We start from the raw sequence: 4106 nt of genomic DNA, 5'->3' as shown, positions 1-4106 counted from the left end.
ATGGAAATATGGTACACCTCCAGAGGGAAATGCTAACTATGCTTGGCTACAACATATGGCACACCATTTATCACCAAATGGAACAGCTGGAATAGTTCTAGCAAATGGATCACTATCATCTAACACTTCAAATGAGGGAGAGATTAGAAAAAATATGATAGAGGATGATCTGGTTGATTGCGTTGTAGCTCTTCCTGATAAATTATTTTTAACTACTGGAATTCCAGCTTGTATATGGTTCTTAAATAGAAACAAAAGTAACCCTAAGCATAGAGAAAGAGATGGAGAGATTCTATTTATAGATGCTAGAAAAATGGGTGCTCTTGTAGAAAGAAGTTTAAGAGAGTTATCATCTGAAGATATTCAAAAGATAGCTGATACTTACCATATGTGGAGAGGTTCATATAAAGGTGAAGAAGAGTATGAAGATGTTCAAGGATTCTGTAAGAGTGCAACACTTGAAGAGGTAAAAGGTCATGAATATATATTAACTCCAGGAAGATATGTAGGAATAGAAGAGGCAGAGGATGATGGAATACCTTACGAGGAAAAGATGGCAGATCTAAGTGCAAAACTAGCTGAACAATTCCAAAAGAGTAGACACCTAGAAGAAGAGATAAGAGCTAATCTAGCTAAGTTAGGATTTGATATATAATGGTGGAGAATAAAGTAAATAATAGATTTTATATGGAAGAAATTTGTTTAAATATAACAGATGGGAAACATGGAAATTGTAAAGATGAACCTAATTCAGGTTATTTTTTTATCAGTGTGAAAGATATAAATAATGGAAAAATTAATTATGATAATGCTCGTCAAATTACAGAAAATGATTTTTTAGAAGTAGATAAAAGAACTAAGTTAGAAGATGAAGATATTTTGATAACTAATAGTGGAACTATTGGTAAAATGGTTTTTATAAAAAATAATAAAAAAGTTAGAAAAACGACATTTCAAAAAAGTGTAGCTATTATTAAACCAAATAAAGATAAAGTGAATTCTAAATATTTGTATTATGTGTTGAGTTCTAAAGTTAATAAATTAATAAACCTTTCAGGAGGTTCTGTTCAAAAAAATCTTTTATTAAAAGATTTAAGGAAATTAGAAATTGATTTACCACCACTAGAAACCCAAGAAAAGATAACCTCAATATTATCAGCTCTTGATGATAAAATAGAAATCAATAATGAAATGAATAAAACTCTTGAAGAGATGGCACAAACTCTTTTCAAAAGATGGTTTATAGATTTTGATTTCCCAAATGAGAATGGAGAGCCATATAGAAGTAGTGGTGGAAAAATGGTAGATAGTGAACTTGGAGAGATTCCAGAGGGATGGGAAGTAGGAAACTTTGAGAATATAGGAATAATTGCAAGCGGAGGAACACCTTCCAAATCTAATGAAGAATATTATACTAAAAATGGAATACCATGGATAACACCAAAAGATTTATCTTTAAATAAAAATAAATTCATAACAAAAGGAAGTTTAGATATAACAGAAAAAGGATTGGCTAAAAGTAGTACAAAACTTCTTCCAAAAGGAACAGTTTTATTTAGTTCAAGAGCTCCCATTGGATATTTGGCTATAGCTGAAGTAAACGTAACAACTAATCAAGGGTTTAAATCTATTATTCCTAATAATTCTGAAAACACTGAATTTATTTATCAATTGCTTAAAGAAATAACTCCTCATATAGAATCAATTGCGGGGGGTTCAACATTTAAAGAAATATCAAGTCAGGGAATGAAAAGTATAAATATTACAATTCCATCAGATTTAATTTTAAAAAAATATTTTGAAATTACAGAATCTTTTAATAAAAAAATTCAGAACTTAGAAAAAGAAATCCAATCTCTAACTGAAATAAGAGATACTCTTCTTCCTAAACTTATGAGTGGGGAGGTTGAGGTATAGATGAAATGTAGTTGTTGTGATGAAAAAATGATTAAAGTTTCTGATTTAGCTTTTGAAGAGATAGAGAATTTTTTAAATAATAATCCTTTAAAATCTTTAGACAGGTTAGAAAATGGTGATGGAGTTCTTGTTTATTATAGACAGGTAAGTCCTATTGATAAAAATCAATTCTATGGTAATAAGATTCAATTTAGGAAAGTGGAAAAAGTAGAAAATAATAAGTTAAAGTTATCTGGATTTAAGAATCTCTTTTCTTTAGATAATCCAACTGTTATATATAAAGAGAGTCTTCTATATACTTTAGTTCCTATGGAGAAAAAATATTTAAAAGTTTTAAAAGATGGATTTGAAAAATTAGGAAGTAATTACTCAGGAACTAAATTAAATAATATTCTGAAAAAAAGTTTTATGTTAGAAGAGTTTAGAAGCAAATATGATGACTGTATTTATGAAGATGATGATGGTTCAGAGATTATAGATATAGATTACTCAGGTGAAGATTTTCCATTTTAAAAATGAGGTGAAAAAATTAAAATGACGCTAAAAGATATTCGATATGAAATCATAAAAGAGTATGATACCCCAGTGGAAAAGAGAATAGAAAACTGGGAAGTTGGAATAGGGTTAAATGAGGTAGATGGATTAACTCCATCCTCTTATCTTATCCAACTTACAAAAGAATCTATAGAAGGAAAAAAGACCTTTGATGAAATAGAGAAGGATTTAAAAAATTATTACAGTAAACAGGATAAAAATTCTATCAATTATTCTGAAATGGAGTGTGACATAGTCTCTACAAGAATTGCAAAACTTCTAGAAGATAGAGCTTTTGTTTTTAGTCCTATTCAACTGAAGAGTATTCATAGAAAACTTTTTTCTGAACTTCTACTAGATGAAAGAGATAACAGCATTGGAGAATACAGAAAATACAATATCTCTAAAAAAGAACCAGTTTTAAATGGTGATACTGTTATATATGGAGAGTACACTACAATAGATGAGTTTCTGAAATATGATTTTGAAAATGAAAGCAGTAAAAATTATTCAGAAATGAGTTTAGATAAGCAGATTAAAAGTTTAGCTCGATTTACATCTGCAATATGGCAGATACACCCTTTTATAGAAGGAAATACTCGAACTGTTGCAGTTTTCATTCAGAAATATCTTTTAAGTATGGGCTATATTGTAAATAATGATCTTTTCAGAGAAAATTCAATGTATTTCAGAAACTCTTTGGTGGCTTTAAATTACAGCAATATTCCCAAAAAAATATCTCCTAATTTTACATATTTAGAAGAGTTTTTTTTGAAGCTTTTATACAGCAAAGACATTGAATTAAAAGAGATAAAAATTTTTGAATAAATCAAAATAATTTAGGGGGCATAGCAATGAATTTTACAGAGGATGAATTAGAAGTAGCCTATCTTGAAATATTAGAAGATTTGGGATGGGAATGTATTGATGGTAGAAAATTAGAGAGAGATGACTATCATTCAGTAATACTAGAAGATAATTTAAGAACAGCAGTTTATAACATAAATAAAGATATGCCAACCTCTACTAAAGAGGAAGCTATTAGAAAAGTAATACTACTTTCACATCCTAACTTGATTAAGAGTAATGAAGAGTTTCATAATATGCTAGTCAATGGAGTGGATGTAGGAGAGTATAAAGACAAGGATGGGAACAAACGTTCTGGTGGAAAAATATATTTAATAGATTTTAAAAATATTAAAAAAAATGAGTTTCAAGCAATAAATCAATTTACAATAGTGGGAAAATCTAGACGTAGACCAGATATAATACTATTTATCAATGGATTACCTCTTGTAGTTATAGAGTTAAAATCTCTAAGTAATGATAATGTAGGTATAAAAGAAGCATATACTCAAATTGAAAGATATAAATATGAGATTGGGAATCTTTTTAAATATAACTCTTTTATCATTATAAGTGATGGAGTTAATGCAAAAGCTGGAACGATATCATCAAATGAAGAGAGATTTATGAGCTTTAGAAGTATAGATGGGGTTACAATAGCCGATACAAACTCTTTAATGATGGAAGTTTTAACTCGTGGAATGCTATCTAAGGAAAGAGTATTAGAGTTAACTCATGATTATATCCTATTTCTTCAAAGTAAAAATGAAAAGATAAAGATATTAGCTCAGTATCACCAGTTCTTTGCC

General features: G+C 28.9%; 5 protein-coding genes. All 5 read left to right on the top strand.

Annotation, left to right across the window (positions count from 1 at the left end):
* Positions 1-655 (top strand): N-6 DNA methylase (locus L988_RS02130; RefSeq protein ID WP_047381103.1); only part of this gene is annotated, 655 nt, incomplete at its 5' end.
* A 32-nt stretch (positions 656-687) separates the two neighbouring features.
* Positions 688-1917, top strand: coding sequence for a restriction endonuclease subunit S (locus L988_RS02125; RefSeq protein ID WP_047381105.1), 1230 nt, complete (start codon positions 688-690; stop codon positions 1915-1917).
* A complete protein-coding gene (locus L988_RS02120; protein WP_047381102.1) occupies positions 1918-2430 on the top strand; it encodes a hypothetical protein in 513 nt (170 codons plus the stop codon). It begins immediately after the preceding gene.
* Between the two features lie 21 nt (positions 2431-2451).
* Positions 2452-3279, top strand: a complete 828-nt coding sequence (locus tag L988_RS02115) for a Fic family protein (protein ID WP_047381099.1) — start codon at positions 2452-2454, stop codon at positions 3277-3279.
* 26 nt (positions 3280-3305) lie between these two features.
* Positions 3306-4106: type I restriction endonuclease (locus tag L988_RS02110; protein WP_047381097.1), on the top strand; the 801-nt coding region annotated here is incomplete at its 3' end.

The sequence above is a fragment of the Cetobacterium sp. ZWU0022 genome (assembly GCF_000800875.1).
Classification (GTDB): domain Bacteria; phylum Fusobacteriota; class Fusobacteriia; order Fusobacteriales; family Fusobacteriaceae; genus Cetobacterium_A.
This window is presented reverse-complemented; position numbering and strand designations above follow the sequence as displayed.

What these genes read in the sequence shown, in the direction of transcription:
- L988_RS02115 (WP_047381099.1), top strand. Translation starts at nt 2,452, where the DNA reads ATGACGCTAAAAGATATTCGATATGAAATCATAAAAGAGTATGATACC.
- L988_RS02125 (WP_047381105.1), top strand. Translation starts at nt 688, where the DNA reads ATGGAAGAAATTTGTTTAAATATAACAGATGGGAAACATGGAAATTGT.
- L988_RS02120 (WP_047381102.1), top strand. Translation starts at nt 1,918, where the DNA reads ATGAAATGTAGTTGTTGTGATGAAAAAATGATTAAAGTTTCTGATTTA.